We start from the raw sequence: 26,128 nt of genomic DNA, 5'->3' as shown, positions 1-26,128 counted from the left end.
GAATTAGCCCTTTGGCCCCTTGAGCATATATCCGACGCCGCGCTTAGTAATAATCAACGGCTCCTGGCTAAGAGGATCTAGTTTCTTGCGAAGGTATGAAACGTAGCTCTCGACAATTCCCATTTCACCATTGAAGTCGTATTCCCAGACGTGGTCAAGGATTTGCGCCTTAGTTAGAACCCGATTCGGATTCGTGGCTAGATATCGAAGCAATTGGTACTCGGTGGGGGATAGTTCTACCACCTGCGCTCCAACGGTCACCTCGTGGGCATCTTCGTTGATTGAAAGCTCTCCGACCGTAATCAGCGCACCATCCTGCCCGTCCTTGCTGGTCCTTCGTATGATTGCCGAAATACGGGCCATGATTTCGTCCAGGCTAAATGGTTTGGTCACGTAATCGTCCCCGCCGACAGTCAGCCCCGTGATTTTATCCTCGGTGTCATCGCGCGCGGTGAGAAACAGAATTGGGACTTCAATGCCCATTGCTCTGATTTTCTTGGTAACGCCGAACCCAGAAATGTCGGGGAGCATCACGTCGAGCAGCACGATATCGGGCTTGGTTTCGGTGATCATGCTAATCGCGTCGGTTCCGTTAGCTGCGGTGGCAACTTGGTGCCCGGCGAAGCGAAGACTGGCTGAGAGCAAATCACGAATGTTTGGCTCATCATCTACGACTAGAACTTTTAGTATTTCCATGACGCCAAGTGTGTGACAGTTTGCTGGAAGTTGTCTGGGAGTTTCCTCTTACAGATTTTCAGCATCAATGATCTCGTAGGAGTAGCCCTGCTCAGCCAAAAAGCGCTGGCGGTTCTGCGCAAAGTCTTGCTCAACCGTATCGGCCGCAACAATCGTATAAAACGCAGCAGACCTGCCATCTTGTTTCGGGCGAAGCAGTCTGCCAAGTCTTTGAGCTTCCTCTTGCCTTGAACCAAATGCTCCCGATATCTGAATGGCAACCGATGCCTCTGGCAGATCCACTGAGAAATTCGCAACCTTGGAGACAACCAGCGTGTTAATTTCACCGTTCCTGAAGCTGCGGAAAAGCTCCTCGCGGACATCAACTGGGGTTTCACCGGTGAGTTTTGGAACACCCAGGCCTTCGGCAACTTCGGCTATCTGGCTCAAATATTGACCGATTATCAAAGTCGGTTCACCCTTGTGCTTGCTAAGAATCTTTCGCATTATGTCGAGTTTGGCGGTTGCCGTCGAGGCAATGCGAAAGCGGCTTTCCTGGTCAGAGATTGCATACTCCATGCGTGCTTCATCCGGTAATGCAACCCGAACTTCAAAGCAGTTTGCCGGTGCGATGTAGCCTTGCGCCTCGATGTCTTTCCAGGGTGCGTCGAAACGCTTCGGGCCAATCAAAGAAAATACATCAGACTCCCGACCATCTTCTCTTACCAGAGTTGCGGTGAGTCCAAGCCTTCTTCTTGCCTGAAGGTCAGCGGTCATTTTGAAAATTGGCGCGGGCAAAAGGTGCACTTCGTCGTAAATAATCAGACCCCAATCGCGAGCGTTTAGAAGCGCCAGGTGGGTGAACTCATTTTTGCGCTTAGTCGTCAAGATTTGGTAGGTGGCTATTGTCACTGGTCCAAGATTCTTGCTACTGCCTGAATACTCGGCAATGTCTTCTTCGGTGAGGCTGGTTTTCTCTAGAAGTTCATCGCGCCACTGTCTGGCTGCGACGGTGTTTGTTACCAAAATTAGAGTGTTGGCTTTCACATCGGCCATAATCGCCGCGCCAACCATGGTCTTACCGGCGCCACAGGGCAGCACCACAACGCCCGAACCTCCAAGTTCGAACTTATCTGCGGCCTCTCGCTGATACCCGCGCAGTGACCAGTTTTGTTGATTAAGTTCTATTGGGTACGGGGCGCCCTTGGTATATCCGGCATTATCGTTAGCGGGCCAGCCGAGCTTAAGTAGCTGCTGTTTCAACGCTCCTCTAGCCCAGTCTCTGACTCGGTAGCCATTTTCGATTTCGCCCTCTAACAGCTCAGCGACCTTCGAATTGGAACTTACTTCTGCCAGAACTGCTCTTGAATCCGAGGTAAGGATAAGACCTTGGTCATCTCTTGCAATCTCGAGCTTCCCGAAACGCGCAATGGTGTTCTCAATTTCGGATGACACCAGTTGAGGTATGTCGAACTTTGACCATTTCCTCAACGAGCTGAGAATGTACTCGGCGGTGTGTCCGGCTGCCCTAGCGTTCCAGAGGCCGAGTTTGGTTATCCGATATGTGTGTATGTGCTCTGGAGCGCGCTCTAGTTCGGCAAAGATTGCCAGCTCATGGCGAGCTGTTGTGGCGTCAGCGTGATCCGTTTCCAGAAGCACGGTTCGGTCACTCTGAACAATCAGGGGTCCTTGAGACATTCTTATACCAACAGCACTGACTGGATGCGCGATATTGGTAGGGTCCGTTCAGCATCTTTGAGCTGGTCTTTACCTCTGAGTCGTCCAGCTGCCACGCCCAATACTGAAAGGGTGAACTGTTTCGCGTCACCATCCTGCATCTCGACCGAAATCTGAACCATGATTTTGTTCTTTTGGGCAAACAAGAGTTGACGCATCACGTCATCGCCTCCCATTTGGTTTTTTTCTCCAGAGATTAGCGAGGCAACCCTCGAGGCTATTTCATCTTCCCTGGGGATTTCTGGAGTGGCAGAAACCGGCACTCTAGGCGATTGAACATTGCCCTTGTCATCAAACATCACTGCCGCATATCCGGCGTCCCGAAGGTTGAAATAGACAAGGTCCGCGCCAAGTCTGCTGCCGAGTTGTCCATTGGCAATCGGCTGAAGCATGAGTCCTCGAAGTGATTGCTCGTTCGATATCTGCGTGAGCAAAATGGTATCCGCGGCCTCGACAATGGTGCCTTCTTTTTGAGAGAGGATCTTGAGCTGCCCAAACCGATCACCGGTCTGCTGAAGAACGTATTCAACCGGCTGAGGCAGACCCTTACCTCCAGACTGAAGCAAGACTTCTGTAATTTCGGCAATACTCATTCCGGTTTCCATTGCATGCGAAATGCTAAGGCTTGAAATACGGAATCTAGATGCTAACCCGAGGTCCTCAGAGTCCGCAAAGGTGTCTAACTTTCGATGAAGGCTTGTTGAAATTGGACCGGGAGAAACAATGCTGAGGTCCGCTTGAACCAACAATTTGTCTTGAATTCCCGGCAGGTTCTTTGCTATGTCCTTGGCTGCTTTGTCGGCAGACCCAAGAGTCAGCGGGTGGAGAGCTTTGTCGAAATCAGTCAATCCCAGGTCAGCTCCGTACTCGAGCAACCTGATATTTGCCAGGTTTACTAGCGGGTACGCCGTCGAAATTTGGTCTGCGATTGGTCCTTCATGCACCTTGAGTGCTGGCAGGTCCCAACAAGCTTTTGCGAGCATTAGCCAGGCTTGACTTCTTTCGAGCTCAAGCCATTCCATGCCGAGGGTTGTTGCGACCCAGCGTGACTCGTTCTGACCAATTAGACCGGCTTCAAGGGCTAGCTGAAAGATTCGCTGAACGTCTTTTGGTGCGATCTTGATCTTTAGTGCGATCTCTTTCGCGTCTTGAGACCGAATACCTGCTCTGATGACATCTAGCCAGTGGCGTTCACAGGCGAACAATAATTCTGTAATGCAGATGAGGGTCTCGTAGGCCGTCAGGTAAGAACCGTGACGGTTTGCCGGCTTGTACTTCGCGATCTCAAGTTCCCTACCCAAGCTCGCGGCCTCAGGCAGAGAAGATTTGGTCGCTAAATTTTGCTCTCTCAAGTGAGCGGTGGTCTTTTCGTTTCTCAGCGCCTCTAGTTCGGCGGCTGGAAGTGCGCGAATCTTCGGTTCCAGCTCTCTTCTCGAGAGCAAGACCCGGCTCAGATCAAAGTAGTCATCGCATCCATGCCCATGACCGAGTGAGTTTTCAAGGGTATGGCTGAGTTCTGCAACATTCTTAGCTCTTAGCTGCGATGCAAGTTCGAGTATCGAAGACACTAATCCCTATTTTCTTTCGTACGTCGAATGATTGACACAATCAGCATGCTGATGATTATCAGAAAACCGACGGGTAGTCCGATGAGTGGCAACTGGGCAAAAAACACTGGGAAACTGTTGAAGCCAAGGGCGCTTAGCCCCAGAGTGAGTATCATGAAAAGAATCGAGACACCGATCACGCCGACGGCCATGTAAGCCAAGGTTGTTTCGATTTGGGGTCGGTTTTCATTTTTAGCCATCAGATAACTCTAACCTTTCAGATACACTAAACGCCGACCAGTTGAAAGTAGGAAGCATGCCGACCGGCAAAGTAAAATTTTTTGATGACGAAAAAGGATTCGGCTTTATCGCGGGCGATGACGGCACCGAGGTCTTTTTGCATGCCAGCGCTCTTCCTGCGGGGACCGACACAATTAAACCCGGCAGTCGCGTCGAGTTCGGCATAGCCGACGGTCGCAAGGGTGCTCAGGCTCTATCAGTCAGAGTGATAGAAGTGCCGACGCTAACATCACCGAATCGTAAGCCAGCCGAGGATTTGGCAATCATTACCGAGGACCTAATCGGTCTTTTGGATCAAGTCGGTGGGAACCTCAAGCGAGGTAAATATCCGGAGGCCGCACACGGCAAAAAAGTAGCGCAATTATTGCGCAGGGTGGCGGAAGAGCTTGAAGGCTAAAAACCAAGACATGGCCATTGAGCTTTTGAAGGCCGAGCTACCAGAGGCAAGCTACGGAGAGCTCATAAGTGAGATAGAGCCATCCAAGGGCGTCATTGAACTTCGCTACCTCTGCAGCATGCGCGGTTACAGCGGATGGCACTGGCTTCTCACTCTTACTCAAACCGATAAGCGCAAGGCCGCAACGTTCTCAGAACTTAATTTAGTGGCGTCGGAAGATGCTCTTTTGGCACCAGAGTGGGTGCCCTGGTCAGAACGCCTTAGCGAGTTTAGAAAGCAACTTCGTGCAGAGGGTAAGGCGAAAACCGACGCCGAGGCCGACGAGCTGATTAAAGCCCTAGTCGTTACGGATGATATAAAGTCCGATGATTCCGAGGGAAATTCCAACCACGGAAGTATGCAGCCACCATTGAAGACCCGCGTCCGACAGCGCCGGATAAAACACAGCGAGCCCGACGAAGACTAAGAGCCAACTTATTAAACCTGCCCTGATAATCGGTTTTGAATCTAGAGCCTTAGGGGTTGGCTCCGCTTCGCGCTCGCTAAGTTTCAGGTAGAAACGCATTCAGATTCTCTCTAGCACGTATTCAATTGATGCTATTAGTCGCTCGACTTCCGACGGCTCCGTTGAAACAAAAGTCGCTACCCGAAGCTGATTCTTTCCAAGCTTTCGATACGGTTCAGTATCGACAATGCCATTATCTCGAAGTATCTGAGCGATCCCGAGAGCATCGATCGAATCATCAAAGTTTATGGTTGCCACAACCTGTGAGCGATGTTTGGGATTTTCAACAAAGGGCTTTGTCACCTTGGTTTTTTCGGCCCAGTGATAGAGAAGGTCGGAGCTCTCTCTGGTTCTACTGTCAGCCCAAGCCAAACCGCCGTTGTCATTTATCCACTGAACCTGATTATTGGCGAAAAATATAGTTGCCAGCGATGGGGTATTGAGAGTGAAGTTCTGCCTCGAGTTATCCAGCGCTAGTTGCAGGCTCAAGATGTTTGGAATGTAACGTCCGGATGAGGCAACCGCTTCGATGCGACCAATTGCCTTCGGTGAAACTAGAGCAATCCAGAGACCTCCGTCGGAAGCTAGATTTTTCTGCGGGGAGAAATAGTAAACATCTGTTTGCTTCGGGTCAAAATCTATGCCGCCGGCAGCACTCGTGGCATCGGTGAGCATCAGGGCGTTTTCGTCAGCACCCTTTACGCGCTGGACATCTGTGACAACCCCCGATGAAGTTTCGTTATGAGGGTAAGCGTAGACATCGACGCCCTCTTCGGCGACGAGGTCGCCTCGAGATCCCGGGTCGACCGAGATGACGGTTGGGGCTTCCAACCATGGGGTGTTAAGAATATTCGCGAATTTATTGCCGAACTCACCATGAACCAGGGCCTGACCCTTTTGTTCGACAAGCGAGAAGGTCGCGGCATCCCAGAATGCTGAAGCGCCACCATTGCCCATAATTATTTCGTAACCCGCCGGAGCGTGGAACATATCCAGCAAGCCCTGCTTGAAATCACCAACCAAGTTCTTTATTGGCTGTTGGCGGTGACTGGTACCCATGTATCTCTTGCCAAAATCCTCAAAAGCACTGAGCTGCTCGGGCCGCATCCGAGATGGGCCGCAGCCGAATCTTCCGTCTAGGGGTTTGATTGAGTCTGGGATTACGATATCTGACATAGCCTTAAGTTTAGTATTGCAATTAACAGACCTGGTCTAGCGACGAAGAGGGATTGATGACTGACCTCATTGACACAACCGAAATGTACCTCAAGGCAATTTACGAGCTTGAGGAAGAGCACATTCCGCCAATGCGAGCGAGGATTGCCGAACGTCTTGACCACTCAGGCCCCACTGTTTCGCAGACCGTGGCCAGGATGGAGAGGGACGGGCTTCTTCGCTTACTGGATGACCGCCAACTTCAGTTCACTGATGTTGGGCGTCTTACCGCCGTCGAAGTTATGCGCAAGCACCGTTTAGCCGAGCAGCTTTTACTCGAGGTAATTGGACTCGAATGGTCAAACATCCACGATGAGGCTTGTCGTTGGGAGCACGTCATGAGTGAGTCAGTAGAGCGAAAACTTATCGGCCTCCTAAAAAACCCAAGTGTCTCGCCCTTCGGCATGCCGGTTCCAGGCCTTGAACTTCTGGGACTGGCCCCCGCTGATGTCAGGGAGTGCTGGGCACTAGCCTCCTTGGAACCGGGCGAGTATGAGCTTGTGAGAATCGGGGAGCCGCTGCAGCTGGATGGATCATTTTTGAATCAGCTGGCAGAGTTGTCACTTCTACCAGGGGCCAAGGTAACGCTGTCTACTCAAGAGCAGGGATGGCTTTTGATCTCAACCGGCCTTAGCGAAGGGCTGCTAGTCGACACAGAAATTGCACAGCATCTGTTTTTAGGCGTTTCCAAAGTTTTGTAGTTAGACTTTGGCGAGTAGAACCAAAGAAAGTTTTTCAGAGGACCCCTATTGATTTCAGCTAATGCTGACGCTTCGCTAAGTAGTCGCAGAATCTTGCGATCTAGCGAACGAAAAAGAACTGCGAAGGTGCAGCGGCACTCGCTTCGCACGTTTATGACAATGCTCGCTTCCACGGGCCTCATGGCTACCGCAGCTCTTCCCTCCTACGGTTTTGCACCGGATGTCACGGCGGCTTCTGGACTCGCGCGGGACTCCGAGATGGTTCAGATTTCAGCTCCGAGCCAAGGCCTATCGGTCGCGACGGTTAGGGCCGTTGAATTCACTAGAGGAGACTACGCTCCGGCAGAAGCCTCCGAATTCCAGGTCGCATCAGAATCAAGAATTTACAATTACCAAGGTCCTCGGGCCGCAGATTACCTCGCTAATCCAAGATTTACAGGTGTCTCAAGCGCCAACCTAATGAAGTCCTCCGCTGAATTAGTTGGGACCCCATATGTATTTGGTGGCCAGACTCCAGGCGGTATTGACTGCTCCGGTTACGTGCTGTTTGTTTACTCTCAATTCGGCGTCGACCTACCGCACAGTGTTTACCAGCAGGCAAAATTGGGAACCAAAATTTCCGCCGAGGAAGCCCTTCCCGGCGATTTAGTTATTTTCAATGACTTCTCCCACAACGGTATCTACGCCGGCAATGGCAATTTCTACCATGCCCCTCAACCGGGCGACCGTGTAAAGCTTGCTCCGATTTTCACTGATCGCTATCACTTCATACGCGTCGCAGAGATTCAGAACTAGAAAATTAACCCTTTTTCACTTTCCCGGTTTAGCGTTTCTAACCAAAAAATCTTCATATCCCTCATACTGTTTTTAAGTATTGATTCTTGATCTTCGGGGAAGGAGTACAGATGCCAGGAAGCATGCCAGCCATGTATGGCAACTGGATACATCTGTGCCACTACCCCTGCATATCTATTTGGGAGAACCTACGCGTCGCATTATTGCGGCGCGTTTTTTATTACCCAGGGTCAATTCGGATGCCAGCAGGCCGTGCTGGCGATTTCGATCGGAGATAACTACATGCGCACACTTGTTCTAAATGCAGGCTACGAGCCGCTCGCCGTCGTTTCTTTCAAGCGAGCCTTGGTTCTAGTTCTCAATGAGAAAGCCACAATCCTGGCGCGAATTGACCACGAAGTAGTTCGAAGCGCAAGCCAAGAATTCGAAATGCCTTCAGTTATTTTACTTTCGAGGTATGTCAGAATTCCGAACGCGAGAAGGGTCCCAGTTTCTAGAAGGGGAGTGCTCAGGCGCGATTCTCAGCGTTGTGGTTACTGCGCCGGTCCCGCGAACACCATTGATCACATCATGCCAAAATCGAGGGGAGGCAAGGACACTTGGGAGAACCTGGTGGCTTGTTGTCTAGAGTGCAATAACTCAAAGGGCAACCGCACTCCGGCGGAAATCGGCTGGAACTTGAAGGTGTTACCGAAGATGCCAACTGGAACGGTCTGGAGCGTTAGGGGATCTGATAGGCCGCTTCCGCAGTGGAGCGAGTTCCTTCCTCTGCAGGCAAAAGCCGCATAATTAAGCCGACTCAGAACGCTGCAAGTAGGCGGCAATCAACTGTGGTTCGCTTACAACCTTGCAATCATCTCCGAAAGAGCTAGGCTTTTTTAGAGTGAGACACGCATTACTCAAAGTCAAGCGCCCAAACAAAGGAAGTCAAAATGGATTCATCTGCACTTGTAGGAACCTGGAACACGTTGAGAAAAAGCATCATAAGCTCGCAAATGTCTTCGGTAATAATGCTTGCTGTGGCTCTTTATTTGGTTGCCACCGGACAATTTATTGACGCAAGTGCCGGGGTCAAGCTGTTCGCGGTAACAGTTCTGGTTACCACTGGCGCGCTGTCTTTGATAAATCAGTTCGCAGCCATTCGAGAGGGATCAGCGCTGATCAAGGACATGAAGGCCTCGGATTCCGCACTTGAAACCGCCATTGCCTCCTCAGCCCGCTTCGTCAGTTTGACTCAAGCGGCCATGGCAATCTTCGCCGCAGCCACACTCGTTCTATTTGTCGTAGCTATTTACTAGCAACTAGAAGCTAAAAGTTTTAGGGCGTGGTGACCTTTCGGTCGTCACGCCCTTTTTCGTAATTAGGTGTTCCCACAAAAGTGGCCCCGAGGTGAATCGAACACCCGACACACGGTTTAGGAAACCGTTGCTCTATCCACTGAGCTACGGGGCCAGCAGCCGTTATAGGTTACTAGTTATTAAGCCGGTGCAGATTTCCCGTCTGGAGGCTCAAGAGGAACTTGCAGCTAAAAAATTTTACGGAACTAACGGGTGTTCGTTGTTTGATCTCTGAATTATTTCGCCAGCAAGCACTTACTGCTTAGCGGGCAAGGCAACCTCAACTTTCTTGGGTTCGCTTCTAGTATTTTCCACGTGGAACGCAATGAGTTACTAGAGCTTTGGCACAAGCAGCGACTGAGCATTGGCGGCATTAATCCGTTGGTGCAGTTTGAATTATCTAGTTTCGGGCAAGTAGATCTGAGTCGGTCCCACCCGGGCGGACTGGCTCAATTGGCTTCAGCCCGCAGTTCTACTATCTCAAATCTGGTGAGAGACGGGGTTGCCCAGTCCAGGGCCCTGAATACGTCCCGCAGAATTCTAAAAAAAGCCCATCGGATCGAGCGCAATTTTGGCATTGATGCTTTGTTTGTCGCCGGAGGCCTGGTTTCTATGGGCAACACCAAAATGCCAATTTTATTGTGGCGCAGTCACCTGCTGCCAAAGGGCGAAGACTTTGAATTGCGAGTGGATTCAATACCGAGGGTAAATCCAGCCTTAGTAAGCGTGATCAAAACCTATAGAAGTGATTTTCGTGTCTCAGACTTGATAGCTGTCAGCCAAGGTCAAACTGACCTCATTCCAACCGGTGTGCTTTCTTTAGTTTCTGAATTGATTCAGGATCCAGATGTTGAAATAGAAAAGCTGTTGGTGATGGGAAACTTTGTCCCAGACCTAACCCTGAGTCAGCAGTCTGAATTAGAGAACTCATCTTCTTTGATTATGCAGCTAACTGGCAAGGTCCCTGCACCTGGCGTTGAAAGCCCCACAAGGCCCTGCACGTTGGTTCTTAACGCTGACGCAGACCAGCAAAAGGTGCTGGACAGAGCACTAGCCGGCAACAGCTTTGCGGTCGAGACACTTCCTGGCTGCGGCTACCTGCAGACCGTAGTCAACTTGATTGCGAACCTGTCTGTATCTAAAAAGCGCGCCTTAATTATTGCCCCCCGCCAGCAGACTCTCGATGAGCTTGCGGAACGACTAAGTGCTTCGAAGCTTCCCGGCTTAGCGGTTAGGCAAAGTGATAGCTGGGGCGACGCCGTTGCGGCAATTTCAAGAAACGAGAAAGCCACTCCCGGAAAGCTTGATTCCGCGAGGGACTTGGTTGCCTTGAGACAGGTGGATGTCGAGCAGTACTTTTCAGTGGTGCAGTCTCGGGAAAACAACCTTGGCGTGAGCGTTATCGAGGCTCTTGGGAATTTGGCGACTCTGGCTTCGCTGCCTTCGGCTCCGGTCAACAACGCCAGAATTGGGCCTGAAATCTTGTCGACAATTCGAACGGATGCCTCGGACCTTCTAAGCCGCGCACACGAGGCCGGACTCTTTGCGACCTCTCCGATAGATGGCCCATGGTTTCAGGCCAAATTCGATTCCGAAGCGCAAATCAGTGAAGCTCTCGTCGCAGTCAGGTCACTTGCAGGCGAAGAATTTCGAATGCTCAAGTATCAAATTAATCTTTACCTGTCGGACCTGAACCTTTCACCGAGCAAAAAAGTTGAGGACTGGTCTCACCGGCTGAATCTACTAATTGGCATTCGGGAAACTCTGGACAAATTTAAGCCAGAAATATTTGATCGTTCTCTCCAGGAAATGATGAGCGCAACTGCTTCAAGAGGAGACCGGGGTGAGCTCTCCGGCGCCCAGCGAAGGAGATTCAGGAAGCTGGCAAAGGGCTATCTTCGACCGGGTGCTGCAGTTGCGAATCTACATCAGGCCCTTGTTGAGGCCGAAAGGCAACGAGTTGCCTGGTCGGACTTCAATCTAACCCAGGCTCCGCCGACTGTCCCACTAGGGCTAAGTGACGTTCAGACTAAGTTTGAGCAAATTTATCGAGTGCTTGAGATTCTTCAGCGGCACCTCAATCCGGATCCGGACATAGAGCTTTTGACTCGAATGGACCTAGATCAACTGGCTGTCACTCTTGAAGATTTAGAAAAAAAGACCAACGGCTTAGACCACTACATGCAACGGCTGCCAATTTCTAAAGAGTTGGTGGACATGGGCTTGGGGCAGTTCACAAAGGAAGTTAGTAAGTCCAGACCGGAATACGAACGACTTCAACGGGAATTTGAGCTCACTTGGTGGCAGTCCGCGCTGGAGGCAATTATCCAGTCTGACTCGAGGATTTTGGAATATACCGCTGAGGCCATTGCAACCCTGGAGAGCGACTTCGAGCAAGCCAACGAAGACCTTATTGCTCAGGGTCTTTTGGATGTAAGGCATCAATTGGCACAGGCTTGGCATGCAGCGATTGCAAAGCAACCTGCGCAGGCCGACGCCCTCAGGGCTCAACTGAGAACCAAAAAACTAGAGCTTAAGGCCGCCTCTCAAGTTGGTGGAGATCTGTACAGGGCGCTTGTTCCGGCCGTTTCTTTGTCTCCCTACCGAATACACGAAATCGACTTGGCTGAAAAATTTGATCTGGTTATAGTTTTGGATGCATCCTCCACGGGCTTGGCTGAGGCTCAGCAGGCGCTGTCAATGGCTGACCAAGTGCTTGCGTTCGGAGACCCAGTTATTGCGACTCCCGAGAACTTTGACACAGTGGCAAGGGCCAGCCAGGCGCACGTCGAAACCGATCGCGGATCGGTGTTTGATCTAGTCGCGGAAGTTTTCGGCTCCTTGGGAATCAGTCGTAATTATCGAGTCGAGGGCCAAGTGCTTGGTAAGTACCTGAACGATAATTTTTATGGTTCGCGTCTAGTGATAGAGCCCGCAGCTGGGCAACTCTTTGGATCCCATAATTTTGAGCAGATTGAAATTACCGATGATGCCAACGCCTCAAGCACTATCGAGGGATCGACTGAGTCCTTAGATTCTGAGGTTAGTAAGGTCGCCGAGTTGGTAATGAGCCACGCCAGATGGAGCCCTGAAGATTCACTTATGGTCGTGACAGCATCAAGAACACACGCTGAACGCATTGATCAATTAGTTCGCCAAGAGACCTATAAGCAGCCCCAGCTAGCCGAATTTTTTGATGCTCATGGGAGAGAAAAGTTTGAGTGCGTCAGTATGAGCGAACTGACTCATCGGCTGGCCGATCGAGTGCTCTTTTCAGTCGGGTTTGGCCGAACGCAAGAAGGAAAAATCTCCGGAACCCTAGGGGACTTTAATTTTGCAAATGTGAGTGGCTGGATGGTCAACCAAATTGTCTCGGCCAGAAAACGCATGACAGTCGTTTCTTGCTACAACTTTGAAGACTTTGCAGCAGGAGGGCTCCCAGAGAATCAGCGTTGGTTGAAAGATCTAATTGCCCCAAGCTTTATGAGTGATGTTTCTGGGGGCCAGGCAGACCCATTGCTTAGAGATTTGGCTCTTAGGCTTGAGAAGCTGGGCCTAAAAGTTGCGCTAAATTTCGGCGGCCGCATCGGTTTGGCTGTTTCGTTTGGAAAAAAAGCTGCGGTTGTCGACCCGGACTGGGCTCTTGTTGGCGAGAGCTGGGACGAAAAGCTTCGAGTGAGACCGGGGCTATTGAGAGCAATGGGCTGGGACTACCAGCGAATTCACGCGCTTGAGATCTTTGCTAAGCCCCAGGATGTAGCGAACCGAATTGCAATGTCATTGGGTGTTGACCTTATTAGTCGCGCGCAACCGCTATTTGACGATCGAGCCTTTGAGGACACGAGTGGAGCATGGGGTCACGAAGATGATTCGAATGATGACAGGCTTCGAGACGATAAGCCTCCGCACTGGGGTTAGTTCGATTACTTAGCTATCGGTGGAACTGGGTCTTGCGGGTGCAGAATCATTTTTATAAAAGCCCGAGCCTTTAAAGCTCACGCCAAGGTTTCCAAATTGCTTTCTTAGTTCCCCTGAGCACTTCGGGCAATTCTTTAGTGCTTCTTCAGCAAAAGTCTGGTGCATCTCGAAGGTATGGTCGCATGACTTGCATACGTAGGTGTAAGTCGGCATTTGTCCTCCGCATAGATTCTAACCAGACTAAATTGCAATCAACCTGGTTGGAGTGACAATGCCGTTGACTTTCTTGTCATGAGGCTCGTTGGGCACAAGCTCCAATACTTCTGAGTCAAAAACAACCGCGAAAAGGTTTGTGCTGGCAACATCCACGAGCCATCGGTCGTAGAAGCCCTTGCCCTTCCCGATCCTGTTACCAAGAACGTCAACCGCGAGGGCCGGAATAAGAAGTAGGTCAAGATCGCTGGTTAGTATTGCCGAGCCTGTTGGTTCTATGATTTTGAATTTGCCCTCTCGCATTGGTCCTTGTGCAAATTCAAGTCTGTCTTGAACCACTCTGGGGAAGTAAAGGTCTAGGTTTTCAGCCGCCCAATTGTTAAAGGTTCCCAGATCAGGCTCGTTTTCAAGAGGGCTGTAGCTACCGATTTTTGTGGCCTTGGTCTTTTCAGCGAGACTCCGAAGTTGCTCAAATAATCCCATGGACGAGTGTGGGCGCTGCAAATTCATGATCTTTCGGAGTTCCGACTTGGCGCTTGCAGTATCCATAGCGGTAATCTTGCCAGCGTGCAGAGATTTCCTCCATTGACTCACGGTGATATCACGCTTCGGGCTCTTGCCAAGCGAGACTTCAGGGTGCTTCGAAAGCTACTAATAACTGACAGGGAGTGGCTAATTCCCTGGGAGGCCACAACGCCAGGGATTCGTTACCCTCTGGATGTTCGCTGGATGATTCGCTCCCTTATGTCCCAAGCCAAAAAGGGAACTGGCTTAGCGCTAGTTATGGAATACGAGGGCAAGGTTGTAGGGCAATTGAATGTGGCAAATATTCTTTTCGGATCGGTTTCGTCGGCGAACATTGGCTACTGGATAGCTAAAAACTCGGCAGGCAAGTCAATCGTTCCGATTTCTGTGGCCATCGCCATCGATCACCTCTTCACCGAAGTTGGTCTGCATCGGGTTGAAATAGATATTCGCCCGGAAAACACAGCATCGCTGCGGGTGGTTGAGAAGCTGGGCTTACGACAAGAGGGAGTCAAGGAGCGATTTATCCACATCGATGGTCATTGGCGCGACCATGTCGTTTTTGCCATCACCTCGGAGGAGCTGAAAGGTTCTTTGCTGTCTAGAGTTCAAAACACGGGTGGTCAATAGGCTGATTTTACCAAGCGGGACATATCTTGGTACTCATGGAAAACTCTGCAGGGCTCGGCGGCATAACTCTCGTGCTCGCAGCTGTGGTTTGGCTTTTCATTTTTGTCCCCGGATACACCAAGCGGTCTCAGATTAAAGAGACGACCAAACTCATTCAGTCGGCTCGGCGAACACAGGAAAAATCCAGAGTGCAGACTGATGACGATCGACTAAGAAGGCTGATCTCAACCCAGCGGGGTTTCTCTGTGATCTTTATGTTGTCAGCACTAGCTGCACTGGCCTCCGTGGTCGCAGCAACGGCTCAAAATTCATGGTGGTTTGGTTTTGCTGTCGCCCTCACATTGAGCTTCGCTTCCTTCGTTATCCAGAGAGCAGCTGCTAGCCAAGCTGCAAAGCTGGCAGGAAATATTCACCGAGCTAGACAGCGAGTTCGAGCTAGCGCATCCAAAAGCCAGGCGCAAATAGTCAAAGACAGGCAGTGGAGCCCTAATCCGCTGCCCACCCCAATGCCGGAGGTCAGGAAGGGCGAACTCGTCCAGCCCTTGGCTGAAGTCATCGAGATTTCTTCACCCAAAAAATCGTTAGCGGCAAAAGAAATAGACGAGATTCTGGCTCGTCGTCGGGCAATCTAGTCAAAGACCTCTAAGCTTTGAATCGTCCATCCAAACCAAAACGGAGACCCTCATGAGCCTGCTTGACTCGATCAAGAATCTTTTCACACGCACCGGTAAAGCTGCTTCAAGCTCCGCCGCAACCGTCGCACACGAAGCCCGCGATGCCGCCAAGGAAGTCGCTGCAGAAGCTTTAGCTGAGGTTGAAAAGGTAGCCACAAGGGTCGCCAAGACGGCCGCAACGGCCAAGAAGCCAGTAGCTAAGACCACTGCTGCAACGAAGCCAGTAGCTAAGACCACCACTGCCAAGAAGCCAGTAGCTAAGACCACCACTGCCAAGAAGCCAGTAGCTAAGACCACCACTGCCAAGAAGCCAGTAGCTAAGACCACCACTGCCAAGAAGCCAGTAGCTAAGACCACCACTGCCAAGAAGCCAGTAGCTAAGACCACTACTGCCAAGAAGCCAGTAGCTAAGACCACTACTGCCAAGAAGCCAGTAGCTAAGACCACTGCTGCAACGAAGCCAGTAGCTAAGACCACTGCTGCAACGAAGCCAGTAGCTAAGACCACTGCTGCAACGAAGCCAGTAGCTAAGACCACTGCTGCAACGAAGCCAGTAGCTAAGACCACCACTGCCAAGAAGCCAGTAGCTAAGACCACTACTGCCAAGAAGCCAGTAGCTAAAAAATAGTTAGCTAACTACGTATGCAGCCGACTGTTGCAAAGCCGGGTGAGTGAACTCGAATCCTGAGTCTGTGAGTTTTTTTGCGCTCATTTTTTGAGAGCAAAGTAGTAATTCTTTAGCAGCTACACCTATGACAAGGTTCATTGCCCAGGCCGGAACCTTCAGAAAAGTTGGCCTGCGGAGTTCTTTGCCAAGAGCAGTAATAAGCTGTTTGCAGGTGGCGGGTTCCGGGGCAGTGAGATTGAATGCCCCAGTAGCATCTTCATTGTCTATCAAATGAATAATCGCCCGGGCTTCGTCCTCGAGGCTAATCCAAGCCCACCATTGGCTGCCTCGCCCAATCGAGAAGCCAACACCGGCGCGGATAAACGGCAAGAGGCGACCGAGTGCCCCTAGCTTTTTGCTCATAACTAGGGTCGTTCTAGCAAGTACCACTCGAGTGTTGGCTTTCAGGGCTTCGGTTTCCCAAGAGTCGGCCAAGTCGGCAAGAAAACCTTCCCCCCGACCCGATTCCTCTGTTAGCAGCTCATCTCCGCGATCGCCATAAATTCCTGAGGCGGACCCACTCACTAAAACTTTTGGCTGGTTCTTCGAGTTATTTATTGCATCCACCAAAGTTTTGGTTGAATCGATTCTTGATGAGATCAGCAGTTTCATGTATTTCTTTGTCCATGGAATACGTCCGGTTGTCGCCCCTCCCATGTTGACGACCGCATCGATGGATTCCATCAAGCTCGAGTCAAGTGCTTCAAGTCCGGGCTTCCAGCTAACTTCGTTTCTGGCTTTGGCTTCGCGTCTTACCAGCACAACCGGTTCGTGTCCGAGAGCCAGTAGCTGCCTAGAAAGCTCAGTTCCAACTAGTCCTGATGCTCCAGAAATCAATACGCGCATTTAAAGCCTTTCGCCACTGGAAACATTACCTACAATTGGCGAAGATTGTTTATTCCAACGGTCTGGAAAACAGAAGGTCATGAACGTAGAAATTTGGGTTTGGTTAATTACAATCGGCGCATTTTCAGCCGTGATCCTTGGCGACCTTGTTTACCAGGTGCGCAATCCCCATGAGCCCGGCTTTCGGGAATCCGCAATTCAAAGTGCTATCTACATTTCTCTGGCTTTGTTGTTCACTCTGGTTATCGGCCTGGTCTGGCCGGGTCAGTATGCTGGCGAATACCTTGGCGGCTTTATTACCGAAAAGGCTTTGTCCGTGGACAACCTATTTGTGTTTTTGGTTATCTTCACCCAGTTCAAGGTGCCAAGAAAGCTTCAGTCCGAGGCTCTCCTAATAGGCATCGTCATAGCCCTTGTGCTTAGGGGTATCTTCATTGCCGCAGGTGCTGCGTTCATCGAGAACTTCAGCTGGGCCTTTTATGCCTTTGGTGCGTTCCTGCTACTGACGGCTATAAAGCTAATCAAGGACACCGCGAAGGACCTAAGGCCGGACGAGGAAACCGATGATTTCGAAGACGGCCGACTTATTCGTTTTATTCAACGACGTTTTCGTTCAACGAGTCAGTACCACGGGACAAAGTTAGTGATTGTAGAAAATGGCAAGCGGGTAATTACGCCACTGCTACTAGTCATGGTTGCGATCGGGTTTACGGATTTACTCTTTGCACTTGATAGCATCCCTGCGGTTTACGGTCTAACCAATGAGCCTTACATAGTTTTTGTGGCAAACGCTTTTGCTCTTTTAGGCCTGAGGCAGCTCTATTTCTTGCTAAGCGGCCTAATGCAGCGACTCAGATATCTTGGCTTTGGGCTAAGTTTGATTTTGGCCTGGATCGGCATCAAGCTTGTAATTCACGCCCTTCACAAAAATGAAGTCCCGTTCATTAATGGCGGGGAGGCCATCAAGGTCATCCCAGAGATCTCCACTGGCTTGTCCCTGATTGTGATTTTGATAACGCTCACTGTAACCACCGTCTGGTCCCTTGTTGCAACCAGGGCAAAAGGTGAAAAGGACAACTAGATCCAGAACGGAAAAATCATTTGCAGCTGCCAGACAAAATGTGGGACAGGCAGCGCCATCCAGATGGTCAGGAAGTACAGGGCGTATAACACCACGACCATCGTGAGAACTACCAACGCTCCAGACCTGCCCTTGAGTCTCCAAGCCACACCCTTTCGCCAGTAAGCGTGCATGCCAAAAGCTAGAGCAAGCACTAAATACGGTGCGTAAGCTACGGCGTAGAACTGGAAGGTAGTGCGTTCAAGGTAGAACACCCAAGGCAGCCAGCCGGCCAAGAAGCCAGTCATCAGTGCGAAGCTACCCGCATCAAACTGCCGAATATTTCTAAGGCCTAACCAAATAATTGCCAACAACCCGCCCAGCCAAATTACAAGATTAGGTATTGCGGTCAGTGCAACGGTGCAGTCAGTGAGTAACCCGCAGGCACTGGAGGCCTCGTAGCGCTCGAAAAACAGGGCTGTTGGTCTCAGGCTCAAAAGCCACTCAAAAGCGTTTGCCTGATAGGGGTGGGGGCTTACAAGCCCCGTGTGGAAGACGTATGCATTGACGTGATAGTCCCAAAGCGACTCGTACCAACTGGGTTTAGCGCCTCTACCCCAGCCATCACTTCCGGTAATCCAGCCAAGCCAGCTGAGCAGGTAAATTCCGAAGGCTGGAACGAGAAGCACAATCGCATTTATCGCCCCTTGTCCAATCGCTAGAACTCTCGGCATTCCTAGGCGACTTCGAAGGTTGAGATCCACGATAAACGTGTAGATGCCGAATGCTGCAAGGAAATACAGCCCTGACCACTTGACGCTGATGGCAAGCCCCAAGGCGATCCCGGCTAGCAGTAGCCATCCGCGTATGACTAAACCGTTTGACCTAGTTCGTCTCAGTCTGTGCTGCCAGGAACCTTGATCTCGGATCACAAAGTAAAAAGCCAGTAGAGCGAAAAACGCAAGGATTCCATCGAGGATTGCGGTGCGGGAAAGAGTTATTGACAAGCCCTCGAGTGCCATCAGTAGCCCAGCAACTGCGGCAAAAAAGTTTGACCCAATCAACCTTCTGGCAATCAGGATTACCAGTGGAATCATGAGGGTGCCTAGCAAGGCTGTCGTGAAGCGCCAGCCAAAAGCGGAGTCGGCACCGAATAGCTGCATGCCAAACCAGATCATCCACTTGCCAAATGGCGGGTGCACTACATAAGCGGCAGAATCCAGGAAGCCAGAGAGGTTACCCATTTCAAAGTCTGCATTGGCATCGGCCCGCCAATTGCGCTCGGATCCAAAAAGACCGAGCGTATAGGCGTCTTTCACGTAGTAGGTCTCGTCAAATATCAGAAGTCGAGGGTTAGAAAGATTTCCGAACCGAATTATCAGGCCCATGAGAGTTATGACGAGCGTGGAAACCAGCCCAAACCGCGGATGGCCGGCGAACTTGGTCGAAACGCGAATTGCTGCTGATATCACGCTTAGATGCTAGTTTGCTTAGCGTGTTGATACTCGCGGCCACTCCAATCGGAAATCTTTCCGATGCATCCAAGCGCTTGGAAAAAACTCTTATTGACGCCAGTTTCATCGCGGCCGAGGACACCAGAGAGCTAAAGCGACTGTGTCGAGGTCTGGGCATCACCCTAAACGCCAAGCTCTTCAGCCTGCACGAACACAATGAGCGCGATCGCATCGTTGAACTAGTCGAGCTTGCCAAAGAAGAAACAGTTGTCTTGGTGAGTGATGCCGGCATGCCAACAATCTCTGACCCCGGCTTTTTGCTGGTTAGGGCCTGCGCGGATGCCGGAGTGGAGATTCAAATTGTTCCCGGACCATCGGCTGTAGTTTCGGCGCTCGCGGTTTCGGGCTTACCTACTGACCGGTTTAGCTTCGAAGGCTTTTTGCCGAGAAAATCCGGCGAGCGAGTTCGAGTTTTTGAGTCATTGATTACGGAGAAGCGAACCATGGTGTTTTTTGAAGCTCCCCACCGCATTCTGGAGAGCCTCAAGGATGCCCGCAAGGTATTCGGTGCTGATCGCTTAGCCAGCGTTTCACGAGAACTGACGAAGAAATTTGAGGAAACAAAGAGAGGAAGCCTTCAAAACCTTGTCGACTGGGCAGAAAAAATACCAAAGGGCGAAATGGTACTTGTGGTTTCAGGTGCTGGCGATGAACAGCTTGATTACGAAGAATTGGGCCGGAAGGCCTTGTTGTTGGCCGAGTCAGGGATGGGCCTAAAACAGGCCAGCACAGAACTCGCTGATAAATTCGGGGCCTCGAAGACTGCCATCTATCAGCATGCACTGCAGGCTAAAGCCTAAGATATCTACAGTGTCCAAGTCTTTTTACGTAACTACGCCCATCTTCTACGTCAACGATGCCCCGCACATCGGCCATGCCTACACCGAGGTGGCCTGTGATGTTCTGGCCAGATGGCATCGTCAGCGCGGTGAGGAAACTTTTTTGCTTACTGGAACCGACGAGCACGGTGAAAAGGTTTTGCGAACGGCCCTTGGAAATCAAACGGATCCGAAGAGCTGGACCGACAAGCTGGTAACCGAATCCTGGCTTCCGCTTCTGAAGACCATCGATATTGACAACCAAGATTTCATTAGAACAACCGAGCCAAGGCACGAGGTAGCGGTTCAAAAGTTTTTACAAAAGCTTTTCGACGACGATTACATTTATCAGGGTTCTTTTGAGGGAAATTATTGCGTCGGCTGTGAAGAGTACAAAAACGACGGTGATCTCATTGACGGAGCCGACACATTTGCTGGTCAACGAGTTTGTGCGATCCATTCGAAGCCAGTGGAGCAGCTCAATGAAACGAATTACTTTTTCAAGCTGAGCCAGTTCCAAGAAAAACTTTTGGATCACTACGAGCAAAACCCCACCTTTATTCAGCCAGCGTCTGCCAGAAACGAGGTTGTTTCGTTCGTGAAATCGGGTCTGAGCGACCTTTCAATTTCTAGGTCTAAGGAACGATTTGACTGGGGAATTGATATTCCCTGGGACTCCGAGCACATCACCTATGTTTGGTTTGACGCACTTTTGAATTACATCACCGCAATTGGTTATGGCAGCGACGAAGAAAAACTCAAGTCGCTTTGGCCAGCCGATGTTCAGGTCGTCGGCAAGGATATTCTGCGTTTTCACGCCGTGATTTGGCCGGCGATGCTCATGGCGGCGGAGCTTGAACCACCTCGTCAAGTTTTTGGTCACGGCTGGTTGCTAGTCGGCGGCGAAAAGATGTCCAAGTCCAAATTGACTGGAATCTCCCCGAATCAGATAACTGATATTTTCGGCTCCGATGCTTTTAGGTATTACTTCATGAAGGCAATTGGTTTCGGTTCTGACGGTTCGTTTAGCTGGGAGGACCTTTCAGCCAGATATCATTCTGAATTGGCAAATGGATTTGGCAACTTAGCCTCCAGGACAGTGGCGATGGTGAATCGCTACTATGACGGAGTTATCCAGGCCCCCGGAGAATTTACCGATGCCGACAAACGCGTGTCGAACATTGCCGCAACCGCAACTCGCGAAGCTGATCTTGCAATTGCGCAGATTGCACCGCACGAGGCAATAGCGAAAATTTGGACACTTGTTGATGAGCTCAATAGCTATATCACGACGCAAGAACCCTGGGTGTTAGCCAAGGACCCGGCTAAGAACGAGCGTCTCTCGACTGTGTTGTACACGGCGGTAGAGGGGCTTCGCTGTCTGGCCGTGTTGCTTTACCCAGTGATGCCGAAAGCCACGGGCAGGCTCTGGGATTCGATTGGTAGCTCACTTGGTGCGCTTGCGGATCAGCCGCTGTCATCTTGCGAAACCTGGGGGTTATTGCAGCCCGGTGTGAAGTTGGGTGAATTGGAAGCCCTCTTCCCAAGGGTAGAAGAGAGCGCATGAGCGAGTTTGCGAGAACTCGCAACAGTTATGACGGCAGCGAGAAATCGAAGCGTCTCTACCCACCGCTACCTGAACCGCTTGAAGTCGGTACCTATGATAACCACACGCACTTGGAAATAGCTGACGGAGATGAGCCGCTTAGCGTGGTTGAGCATCTTGAAATGATGCGTCAAGTCAACATGTTGGGAGCTGTCCAGGTTGGAGTGACTGTGGAAAGCTCAAAGTATTCTGCCGAACTAGCAGACCGAGAGCCGATGCTACTTGCTGCGGTTGCAATTCACCCCAACGAGGCTCCGCTTTATGGGTCACTCAAAGAACTTGATGTTGCAATTTCGGAAATTGCTGACCTTGCAAGGCTCCCGCGAGTCAGAGCTGTGGGCGAAACAGGGCTCGATTATTTTCGCACCGAGGGCGAGGAAGCTCTTTCGATGCAGCAGCACTCGTTTGAGCAGCACATTGCAATCGCCAAGGAATTCGATTTGGCGCTTCAGATTCATGATCGCGATGCCCACGCCGATGTTGTTGCAACCTTGCTGAGGATGGGCGCGCCCGAGCGAACTGTGTTTCATTGTTACTCCGGGGATTTGGAGCTGGCCCAGATCTGCAAGGAAAACGGCTGGTTCTTATCTTTTTCTGGCAACGTGACTTTCAAGAAGAACCAACACCTACGAGACTCACTGCTGGCGGTCAACCCCGGTCAGCTTCTAATAGAAACCGATGCGCCATTTTTGACTCCCGAGCCCCTTCGCGGAAGACCGAATGCGCCCTATTTGGTTCCGCACACGCTCAGGTTTATCGCAGCACTTATGGAGTGGAGTCACAATGACCTGGCTATTCAGTTGAACAAGAACACTGAAAATGTGTACGGTTCTTGGTCGGAAGGGTTGAGCTAGTGCTCGGGGCTAAGGAGATTCGCCAGTTAGCGGGGACTCTGGAGATCAAACCAACAAAAAAACTTGGACAGAACTTCGTGATCGACCCAAACACTATCAATCGCATAGTTGCAGCAGCCGGTCTGGTGCCTGAGGACGTGGTTGTGGAAATCGGACCCGGTCTCGGTTCTCTCACTTTGGGGTTATTGGAAAAGACCGAAAGTGTCATAGCGGTTGAGATCGACCCGAAGCTTGCCAAGCAACTGCCTCTGACAATTTCGTTGCATGCGCCGGGAAAGACCGTGGAGCTAGTGATTGCCGATGCACTTCAGATTCGGGAATTACCGAAAGCCCCAACTGCATTGGTCGCGAATCTTCCCTACAACATTTCTGTGCCGGTGCTACTGCATTTTCTAGCAACGTTCCCGACTCTAAAAAAGGGATTAGTGATGGTCCAGGCCGAGGTTGCTCATCGATTAGCAGCGTCTCCCGGAACAAAGGATTACGGTTCCCCAAGCCTAAAAATGTCATGGTACGGGCCCGCAAGGTTGGCGGGAAACATTGGCAGAAATGTATTTTGGCCAGCGCCAAATGTTGATTCCGCGCTGGTGTATTTTCAGCATAATGTGACCAGGACTGCAAATAGAAAAGCCGTCTTTGCGGTTATTGATGCCGCTTTTGGCCAGCGAAGAAAAACCCTGAGGCAGTCTCTGTCTAGCTGGGCGGGGTCACCATCGGCCGCCGAGGAGATACTTATCAGAGCCGGTATAGACCCCAAGTTCAGAGGCGAACAGTTGCTGATTGATCAGTTCATTTCGATCGCGGAGGCTAAATGATCAGCGCGCTAGCACCGGCAAAAATTAATCTGGCTTTTCTATCGGGACCAGTTCGCCCGGATGGATACCACAACGTCATCAGCATCTACCAAGCCCTGGACCTTTTTGAAAAGGTCAGCGTCGAAAGTGCCAACGACTGGGAGGTGGAACTAATCGGAGTTGATCTAGCCGAAGCTGAGCGCATTCCAATAGACAGTTCAAACCTTGTAATCAAGGCTGCGCTTGAGCTGGCTAAGCATGTCGGAATTGAAAAGCCTCAACCAATGAGGTTTGTTATTGAAAAGCACGTGCCTCCAGCAGCTGGAATGGCTGGTGGTTCAGCGGATGCCGCAGCCAGCCTCGTTGCACTAAACCGAGCCTGGGGTCTTGATTTGAGTTCGGCCGAGCTCACTAAGGTAGCCGCCAAAATCGGGGCGGATGTTCCATTCGCGCTTCTCGGGGGAACTGCACTCGGTCTTGATACCGGCATAGAGTTGCGTCCGCTTCCGCCTTTGGGTCTGCAGTTTGTGCTGCTAATCTTCAGCACTCCAGGGCTTTCGACTGTCGACGTTTTCAGAGAGTTCGACCGACTTTGTCCGGACGGAAATCTAACTAAGACACCTGAGCAGGTTATGTCCCAATATGAGTCAGGCTTAGGGAGGGTTCTCGGCGATAACTCTCTTGAGGTGGCGGCCTATTCACTTCGACCAGATTTGTTTGGTATGGCTCAAATGATTCCGGGCAAAAAAGCTTTCGTGTCCGGTTCTGGTCCAACTTTGTTTATGCTTTCTAAGGACTCTCAAGAAGTCGATTCTTGGCATCGGGCATTTGTTGCCAATGGATTTAGTGCGATGGTCTGTAAAACGTCTAACGGCAGTGCGGAGCTTGTGAACTAATGGCACACCTAATGGGCGCCGAAGTCATCACCCATGAGTTTCCTACTAAGGAAGTCTTTTCCGGGGTAACGGTCGGTATAAATGATGGCGATCGAATAGGCATTGTTGGTCGCAACGGTGACGGAAAATCGACGCTTGTGAAAATTCTCACCAAGCAGTTTGCTCCCGATACTGGGCGCGTGACATGGCGGGGTGGTTTGCGGATTGGTTTCCTAACCCAGGTGGATGTAATTGATGACGATATTTCCATTGCCGAAGCAGTAGTGGGGGACCGGCCAGAGTTTGAATGGGCATCAGACCCAAAGATTAGGGACGTACTGTCGGGTCTGGTGGCAGATCTCGATTGGCACCAAAAGGTCGGCACGCTATCGGGTGGGCAGCGTCGAAGGGTAGCGTTAGCGGCTCTGTTGGCCGGTGAGTACGACGTTGTTTTTCTTGACGAGCCAACAAACCACCTCGATGTAGATGGCGTGGCTTGGCTTGCAAATCATCTTCAAACCCGCTGGCCGAAAAACGTCGGCGGCTTGGCTGTAATCACTCACGACCGGTGGTTTTTGGATGCGGTATGCAACTTGACCTGGGAAGTCTACGGAGGCCGCATTGAGCCATTCGAAGGCGGCTACGCGGCTTACGTGCAGCAGCGAGCAGAGCGATCGAGACAGGCCGATGCGATTGAGTCCAGAAGGCAAAACCTGCTTCGCAAAGAGCTTGCCTGGCTTGGCCGTGGCGCCCCAGCTAGAACGGCCAAGCCAAAATTTAGAATTGATGCGGCTCTTGCTCTTATTGGCAACGAGCCCCCTCCGAGAAACAGTGTTGAGCTAGCCAAACTAGCAACCACTCGTCTCGGCAAGGACGTAGTTGACATGGAAGACGTGAGCTACAGCACCCCAGGTGACTTGGTAATCGTAGATGACATGACGCTTCGGCTTGGACCAGGAGATCGAATTGGCTTGGTCGGGGCAAACGGTGTGGGAAAAACAACTCTAATGAGGCTGATTACAGGTGAGCTACAGCCTGAAACCGGCCGCATAAAAATTGGCAAGACTGTCAAATTCGCAAAACTCTCGCAGGATGTTCACGAGCTAAATAAGCATTCGGAAGAGCGAATTTTTGATCTAATTCGCCGTGAAAAGACAACCTTTATGGTCGGCAAAAAAGAGGTCGGCACCGGCCAGCTATTGGAGCAACTGGGCTTTGACCAGCAGCAGCTCCAGACCCCTATCAAAGACCTCTCGGGTGGGCAGCGAAGAAGACTTCAATTGCTCAGACTGCTTTTCAGCGAGCCAAATGTATTGATATTGGACGAGCCCACAAACGATTTGGATACAGACATGCTTGCGGCGATGGAGGATGTTTTAGATAGCTGGCCGGGCACTCTGATTGTGGTTAGCCACGACAGATATCTGCTTGAGCGCACGACTGACAATCAGTATGCGATGCTCGGAGACGGCAAGCTGCGCCATCTAACTCGAGGTGTTGAGCAATATTTGGAGCTCAGAAAATCTTCCGGAACGGAAACCAAATCAACGGGATCAGCCTCTGCTACCCCGCAAGTCACTGGAGCCGAAAAGCGCAATCTCGAAAAAGAACTCGCGCGGCTGGAGCGTGCAGTTGCCAAGTCTCACCTTGAGCTCGATGAGCTAAACAAAACCCTAGGCGACCACGATCCAGCTGATTACGAAGGGCTAGTCGCTCTTGGATCTAGGCAAAAAGAACTAGAAACTAAAATTGCCAAATCTGAAGAGCTTTGGTTGGATGTGGCTCAAAAACTGCAACTGAGCTGAACTTCTGGCAGACTTGTGCCCGAGACTCAGGTCTCATTCCGCCCTAGTGTAACGGCAGCACGGCGCTCTTTGGAGGCGTCCGGTCTAGGTTCGAATCCTAGGGGCGGAGCTAGAGGAGTT

At 51.0% G+C, this 26,128-nt stretch carries 26 protein-coding genes, 2 tRNA genes and 1 pseudogene; 18 read left to right on the top strand and 11 right to left on the bottom strand.

Annotated elements, in window-relative coordinates; genetic code table 11:
* Nucleotides 1–3 precede the first annotated feature (3 nt).
* From ABXT50_RS05225 to ABXT50_RS05210, 4 genes are read right to left on the bottom strand one after another with little or no spacing between them, the layout of a single operon-like run.
* Entirely contained in the window at nucleotides 4–696 is a 693-nt protein-coding gene (locus ABXT50_RS05225; protein WP_415273827.1) for a response regulator transcription factor, read from the bottom strand.
* Between the two features lie 48 nt (nucleotides 697–744).
* Nucleotides 745–2,373, bottom strand: coding sequence for a DNA repair helicase XPB (locus ABXT50_RS05220; RefSeq protein ID WP_415273826.1), 1,629 nt, complete (start codon nucleotides 2,371–2,373; stop codon nucleotides 745–747).
* 2 nt (nucleotides 2,374–2,375) lie between these two features.
* Nucleotides 2,376–3,980 (bottom strand): helicase-associated domain-containing protein, encoded by a 1,605-nt coding sequence (locus tag ABXT50_RS05215; protein WP_415273825.1) that lies wholly within the window; start codon nucleotides 3,978–3,980, stop codon nucleotides 2,376–2,378.
* On the bottom strand, nucleotides 3,980–4,219 hold the full coding sequence (locus tag ABXT50_RS05210) for a hypothetical protein (protein WP_415273824.1): 240 nt from the start codon (nucleotides 4,217–4,219) through the stop codon (nucleotides 3,980–3,982). Before ABXT50_RS05210 ends, ABXT50_RS05215 begins: the two co-directional genes overlap by 1 nt.
* A gap of 56 nt (nucleotides 4,220–4,275) precedes the next feature.
* Between ABXT50_RS05210 and ABXT50_RS05205 the strand changes: the two genes are divergently transcribed.
* Both ABXT50_RS05205 and ABXT50_RS05200 read left to right on the top strand, forming a co-directional pair.
* On the top strand, nucleotides 4,276–4,656 hold the full coding sequence (locus tag ABXT50_RS05205) for a cold-shock protein (RefSeq protein ID WP_415273823.1): 381 nt from the start codon (nucleotides 4,276–4,278) through the stop codon (nucleotides 4,654–4,656).
* Nucleotides 4,657–4,666: 10 nt separating this feature from the next.
* Nucleotides 4,667–4,957, top strand: a pseudogene (locus ABXT50_RS05200) (DUF3027 domain-containing protein); the annotation flags it as partial.
* Between the two features lie 36 nt (nucleotides 4,958–4,993).
* On the opposite strand, the gene ABXT50_RS05195 reads toward ABXT50_RS05200, so the two are convergent.
* Nucleotides 4,994–5,221, bottom strand: a complete 228-nt coding sequence (locus ABXT50_RS05195; protein WP_415273822.1) for a DUF2530 domain-containing protein — start codon at nucleotides 5,219–5,221, stop codon at nucleotides 4,994–4,996.
* Nucleotides 5,222–6,337, bottom strand: coding sequence for a phosphoserine transaminase (serC, locus tag ABXT50_RS05190; RefSeq protein ID WP_415273821.1), 1,116 nt, complete (start codon nucleotides 6,335–6,337; stop codon nucleotides 5,222–5,224).
* Nucleotides 6,338–6,393: 56 nt separating this feature from the next.
* On the opposite strand from serC, the gene ABXT50_RS05185 reads away from it, so the two are divergent.
* The 4 genes from ABXT50_RS05185 to ABXT50_RS05170 all read left to right on the top strand — a co-directional run bounded on the left by ABXT50_RS05185 (nucleotide 6,394) and on the right by ABXT50_RS05170 (nucleotide 9,170).
* On the top strand, nucleotides 6,394–7,077 hold the full coding sequence (locus tag ABXT50_RS05185; protein WP_415273820.1) for a metal-dependent transcriptional regulator: 684 nt from the start codon (nucleotides 6,394–6,396) through the stop codon (nucleotides 7,075–7,077).
* Nucleotides 7,078–7,125: 48 nt separating this feature from the next.
* Nucleotides 7,126–7,872, top strand: a complete 747-nt coding sequence (locus ABXT50_RS05180) for a C40 family peptidase (protein WP_415273819.1) — start codon at nucleotides 7,126–7,128, stop codon at nucleotides 7,870–7,872.
* 282 nt (nucleotides 7,873–8,154) lie between these two features.
* Nucleotides 8,155–8,661, top strand: coding sequence for an HNH endonuclease (locus ABXT50_RS05175; protein WP_415274817.1), 507 nt, complete (start codon nucleotides 8,155–8,157; stop codon nucleotides 8,659–8,661).
* A 143-nt stretch (nucleotides 8,662–8,804) separates the two neighbouring features.
* Nucleotides 8,805–9,170: a hypothetical protein gene (locus ABXT50_RS05170; protein ID WP_415273818.1), complete on the top strand. Its 366-nt coding sequence runs from the start codon at nucleotides 8,805–8,807 to the stop codon at nucleotides 9,168–9,170.
* 81 nt (nucleotides 9,171–9,251) lie between these two features.
* On the opposite strand, the gene ABXT50_RS05165 is transcribed toward ABXT50_RS05170, so the two are convergent.
* Nucleotides 9,252–9,324: transfer RNA gene (locus tag ABXT50_RS05165), tRNA-Arg, on the bottom strand.
* Nucleotides 9,325–9,524: 200 nt separating this feature from the next.
* On the opposite strand from ABXT50_RS05165, the gene ABXT50_RS05160 reads away from it, so the two are divergent.
* Entirely contained in the window at nucleotides 9,525–13,127 is a 3,603-nt protein-coding gene (locus ABXT50_RS05160) for a hypothetical protein (RefSeq protein WP_415273817.1), read from the top strand.
* A gap of 9 nt (nucleotides 13,128–13,136) precedes the next feature.
* Here the strand turns inward: ABXT50_RS05160 and ABXT50_RS05155 are convergent, their stop codons facing one another.
* Both ABXT50_RS05155 and ABXT50_RS05150 read right to left on the bottom strand, forming a co-directional pair.
* Nucleotides 13,137–13,292: an FmdB family zinc ribbon protein gene (locus ABXT50_RS05155; RefSeq protein WP_415274816.1), complete on the bottom strand. Its 156-nt coding sequence runs from the start codon at nucleotides 13,290–13,292 to the stop codon at nucleotides 13,137–13,139.
* A 75-nt stretch (nucleotides 13,293–13,367) separates the two neighbouring features.
* The gene (locus tag ABXT50_RS05150) at nucleotides 13,368–13,889 is read right to left on the bottom strand and encodes a 5-formyltetrahydrofolate cyclo-ligase (protein WP_415273816.1); all 522 of its coding nucleotides are present in this window, start codon (nucleotides 13,887–13,889) and stop codon (nucleotides 13,368–13,370) included.
* Nucleotides 13,890–13,907: 18 nt separating this feature from the next.
* On the opposite strand from ABXT50_RS05150, the gene ABXT50_RS05145 reads away from it, so the two are divergent.
* From ABXT50_RS05145 to ABXT50_RS05135, 3 genes are read left to right on the top strand one after another with little or no spacing between them, the layout of a single operon-like run.
* Nucleotides 13,908–14,495, top strand: coding sequence for a GNAT family N-acetyltransferase (locus ABXT50_RS05145; RefSeq protein WP_415273815.1), 588 nt, complete (start codon nucleotides 13,908–13,910; stop codon nucleotides 14,493–14,495).
* 35 nt (nucleotides 14,496–14,530) lie between these two features.
* Nucleotides 14,531–15,127: a hypothetical protein gene (locus ABXT50_RS05140; protein ID WP_415273814.1), complete on the top strand. Its 597-nt coding sequence runs from the start codon at nucleotides 14,531–14,533 to the stop codon at nucleotides 15,125–15,127.
* A 52-nt stretch (nucleotides 15,128–15,179) separates the two neighbouring features.
* The gene (locus ABXT50_RS05135) at nucleotides 15,180–15,797 is read left to right on the top strand and encodes a hypothetical protein (RefSeq protein WP_415273813.1); all 618 of its coding nucleotides are present in this window, start codon (nucleotides 15,180–15,182) and stop codon (nucleotides 15,795–15,797) included.
* On the opposite strand, the gene ABXT50_RS05130 is transcribed toward ABXT50_RS05135, so the two are convergent.
* Nucleotides 15,798–16,682: a TIGR01777 family oxidoreductase gene (locus tag ABXT50_RS05130; RefSeq protein WP_415273812.1), complete on the bottom strand. Its 885-nt coding sequence runs from the start codon at nucleotides 16,680–16,682 to the stop codon at nucleotides 15,798–15,800.
* 79 nt (nucleotides 16,683–16,761) lie between these two features.
* Here ABXT50_RS05130 and ABXT50_RS05125 point away from each other — a divergent pair, with 79 nt between their 5' ends.
* Entirely contained in the window at nucleotides 16,762–17,763 is a 1,002-nt protein-coding gene (locus ABXT50_RS05125; RefSeq protein ID WP_415273811.1) for a TerC family protein, read from the top strand.
* On the opposite strand, the gene ABXT50_RS05120 is transcribed toward ABXT50_RS05125, so the two are convergent.
* Nucleotides 17,760–19,214: a dolichyl-phosphate-mannose--protein mannosyltransferase gene (locus ABXT50_RS05120; RefSeq protein WP_415273810.1), complete on the bottom strand. Its 1,455-nt coding sequence runs from the start codon at nucleotides 19,212–19,214 to the stop codon at nucleotides 17,760–17,762. The two genes, ABXT50_RS05125 and ABXT50_RS05120, sit on opposite strands and share 4 nt — an antisense overlap.
* Before the next feature lie 23 nt (nucleotides 19,215–19,237).
* On the opposite strand from ABXT50_RS05120, the gene rsmI reads away from it, so the two are divergent.
* From rsmI to ABXT50_RS05085, 7 genes are all read left to right on the top strand, one after another.
* Nucleotides 19,238–20,056 (top strand): 16S rRNA (cytidine(1402)-2'-O)-methyltransferase, encoded by an 819-nt coding sequence (gene rsmI, locus ABXT50_RS05115; RefSeq protein WP_415273809.1) that lies wholly within the window; start codon nucleotides 19,238–19,240, stop codon nucleotides 20,054–20,056.
* Nucleotides 20,034–21,641 (top strand): methionine--tRNA ligase, encoded by a 1,608-nt coding sequence (gene metG / locus ABXT50_RS05110; protein WP_415273808.1) that lies wholly within the window; start codon nucleotides 20,034–20,036, stop codon nucleotides 21,639–21,641. The genes rsmI and metG overlap by 23 nt, the downstream gene beginning before the upstream one ends.
* Complete coding sequence (locus ABXT50_RS05105) at nucleotides 21,638–22,534, top strand: TatD family hydrolase (protein WP_415273807.1); 897 nt, start codon at nucleotides 21,638–21,640, stop codon at nucleotides 22,532–22,534. Before metG ends, ABXT50_RS05105 begins: the two co-directional genes overlap by 4 nt.
* Nucleotides 22,534–23,349 carry a 16S rRNA (adenine(1518)-N(6)/adenine(1519)-N(6))-dimethyltransferase RsmA gene (gene rsmA / locus ABXT50_RS05100; RefSeq protein WP_415273806.1) on the top strand — a complete coding sequence of 272 codons (816 nt, stop codon included), beginning with the start codon at nucleotides 22,534–22,536 and terminating at the stop codon, nucleotides 23,347–23,349. The genes ABXT50_RS05105 and rsmA overlap by 1 nt, the downstream gene beginning before the upstream one ends.
* Nucleotides 23,346–24,224 carry a 4-(cytidine 5'-diphospho)-2-C-methyl-D-erythritol kinase gene (locus tag ABXT50_RS05095; RefSeq protein WP_415273805.1) on the top strand — a complete coding sequence of 293 codons (879 nt, stop codon included), beginning with the start codon at nucleotides 23,346–23,348 and terminating at the stop codon, nucleotides 24,222–24,224. The genes rsmA and ABXT50_RS05095 overlap by 4 nt, the downstream gene beginning before the upstream one ends.
* On the top strand, nucleotides 24,224–26,008 hold the full coding sequence (locus ABXT50_RS05090; RefSeq protein WP_415273804.1) for an ABC-F family ATP-binding cassette domain-containing protein: 1,785 nt from the start codon (nucleotides 24,224–24,226) through the stop codon (nucleotides 26,006–26,008). Before ABXT50_RS05095 ends, ABXT50_RS05090 begins: the two co-directional genes overlap by 1 nt.
* A gap of 37 nt (nucleotides 26,009–26,045) precedes the next feature.
* Nucleotides 26,046–26,117, top strand: a tRNA-Gln gene (locus tag ABXT50_RS05085).
* The last annotated feature ends 11 nt before the right edge of the window (nucleotides 26,118–26,128 follow it).

It is taken from the genome of Aquiluna sp. Uisw_065, assembly GCF_047731275.1.
Taxonomy (GTDB): domain Bacteria; phylum Actinomycetota; class Actinomycetes; order Actinomycetales; family Microbacteriaceae; genus Aquiluna.
This window is presented reverse-complemented; position numbering and strand designations above follow the sequence as displayed.